This is a genomic window from Pseudoalteromonas sp. SR45-5, assembly GCF_014163565.1.
Lineage (GTDB): Bacteria > Pseudomonadota > Gammaproteobacteria > Enterobacterales > Alteromonadaceae > Pseudoalteromonas > Pseudoalteromonas distincta.
On record NZ_JACJDN010000685.1, the window covers coordinates 1 to 2,014 of the forward strand.

The 2,014-nt window shown below is 38.1% G+C and carries 3 protein-coding genes; 1 reads left to right on the top strand and 2 read right to left on the bottom strand.

Features of this window, described 5'->3' with window-relative positions; genetic code table 11:
- Positions 1-86: 86 nt before the first annotated feature.
- A complete protein-coding gene (locus H5072_RS17990; RefSeq protein ID WP_002961684.1) occupies positions 87-428 on the bottom strand; it encodes a hypothetical protein in 342 nt (113 codons plus the stop codon).
- Positions 429-578: 150 nt separating this feature from the next.
- On the opposite strand from H5072_RS17990, the gene H5072_RS17995 reads away from it, so the two are divergent.
- Positions 579-1,331: a Nif3-like dinuclear metal center hexameric protein gene (locus H5072_RS17995; protein ID WP_182694328.1), complete on the top strand. Its 753-nt coding sequence runs from the start codon at positions 579-581 to the stop codon at positions 1,329-1,331.
- 14 nt (positions 1,332-1,345) lie between these two features.
- Here the strand turns inward: H5072_RS17995 and H5072_RS18000 are convergent.
- A partial coding sequence (locus H5072_RS18000) for a YdcF family protein (RefSeq protein ID WP_182694329.1) occupies positions 1,346-2,014 on the bottom strand: 669 nt, incomplete at its 5' end.

Sequence of the window (2,014 nt, forward strand, 5' to 3'; positions counted from 1 at the left end):
CAACTTATAAAGCTTTATGTTTTTGGCAAATAACGGATATAAAAAAACCGCTTAACGCGGTTTCTTTTAAAAATCATAAATGTTGATTAAACAACACCGCGCGGTAAGCGACAGTCATGATCTTTACGAGCTAAAATTACAATCCAAAGTTCTTCCGCTGTGTAACCTTCTTCATTTTCGGTAACAACAGTGAATGGCGCTTTTTTCTGTGCTTTAACAGGAGCAGCTGCTTTTGGTTTTTTCGTTTTAGTTGTTTTACCAGAGTTTAATTTTTTAGTAAGCTCTGCTACGTCAGCTAGGCGTAAATTTTTACCGCCATCAATGCTGTACCAACCAGGTTTGGTTGTGATTTCAGGTTTTTTACCATTGGCAGTTTCGTACGCTGCTTCAAAGGCAGATAACACTTCTGTTTTGTCTAGTTTGCTCATCAGAGACCCTATACGTTGTGAACACAGATAAAGAAGAGGTATTTATACCTATTTTAAAACAGTTTTTCAATTTTTTGCGATTTTCCTTCCATTTTAGGCCTATAAACGCCAAAATTTGCACAAAATTCAGTGCTAAGTAAGGTAAGTTGTATGCAACGTAGAGAATTTAACCAACTCCTAAATGACATTTTGAAACCTCATTTAATAAAAGATTTTTGCCCAAATGGCTTACAGGTCGAAGGTAAAAACGAAATTAAAAAAATTGTGACGGGTGTAACCGCAAGTCAAGCTTTAATAGAAGCTGCCATTGAGCAACAAGCAGATGCTATTTTGGTTCATCATGGTTTTTTTTGGAAAGGGGAATCTCAACCAATAACGGGTATGAAAAAGCGTCGTATAGGCGCACTACTAGCAAACGATATTAATTTATTCGGCTATCACTTACCACTCGATATTCATCCAGCAGTTGGCAATAACGCACAACTTGCAAAGTTATTAGATATTGAAATTGAAACAGGGCTAGAGCCAACTTCAAATAGCGTAGCAATGAAAGGACGTTTAAAAACACCATTAAGTGGTGAAGATTTTGCAGATAAAATTGCAAAAGTGCTTAATCGAACCCCGCTCACAAGCTTAGTACGTTCAGCTAAAATAGAAACCATTGCACTGTGTACTGGTGGCGGGCAAGGGTATATTGATTTAGCAGCAGATCAAGGCATTGATGCTTATTTAACGGGTGAAGCATCGGAGCAGACAATTCATAGTTCTCGTGAGCAAAACATTGATTTTTTTGCAGCCGGGCATCATGCAACAGAGCGCTATGGTGTAAAAGCACTAGGTGAGTTACTTGCTCAAGAGCATGGTTTTGATGTGACATTTATAGACATAGATAACCCAGTTTAATTAGGCTATATAAGTTACAGCGCCTCTGGATCTATCCAGCGGCGCAAACTTATCCATATATTTCCTACTACTTCGTGACTGTATTGCGTAACCACAAGTAAAGCATGAGCATTGGGAATAAACTGCTTGCTCCATGGAAGTGCAGCAAAATTATGATAATCAGTGGCTGCGGTTATGACTTCAATACCTTGAGCATTAAATAAGTCTTTGGCACGGGGCATGTGCAGTACAGATGTTACTAGTGCAACTTTAAAGTCGACTAATTTTGATGCCAGTAATTTAGCTTCTTCACCTGTATCCATTGCTTTTGGATTTTGGAAAATACGGCTCTTATTAACGCCTAAACTAATTGCCGTTTGATACATAAGCCCGCTATTAGTGGTATTTTTATAACCCCCGCCTGAAACTATAAGCTCTGCATTAGGGTAGTGTTTCGCCAGTTTTACACCTTCTACCAAGCGCGTTAGCGCACAATTACCTAATTGATTATTTGAACTTAAAGCCGAATTTGGGTTTATATCGCAACCTAGTACAACTATTTTGTCTATTTTTGGATGCTTTAGAGTATTAAATGCAAGCGACGCAGGTTCATTATTTTGGATAATTAAATTGGCGATAAAGGGTGTGCTCAATGCAAGTAATACAATTAAGCTTAAAGTAGATAAGAAGAGAGCTGATTTGCG

Excerpts from the sequence above, each read along its gene's own strand:
- H5072_RS17990 (WP_002961684.1), bottom strand. The coding sequence starts at position 428 with ATGAGCAAACTAGACAAAACAGAAGTGTTATCTGCCTTTGAAGCAGCG.
- H5072_RS17995 (WP_182694328.1), top strand. The coding sequence starts at position 579 with ATGCAACGTAGAGAATTTAACCAACTCCTAAATGACATTTTGAAACCT.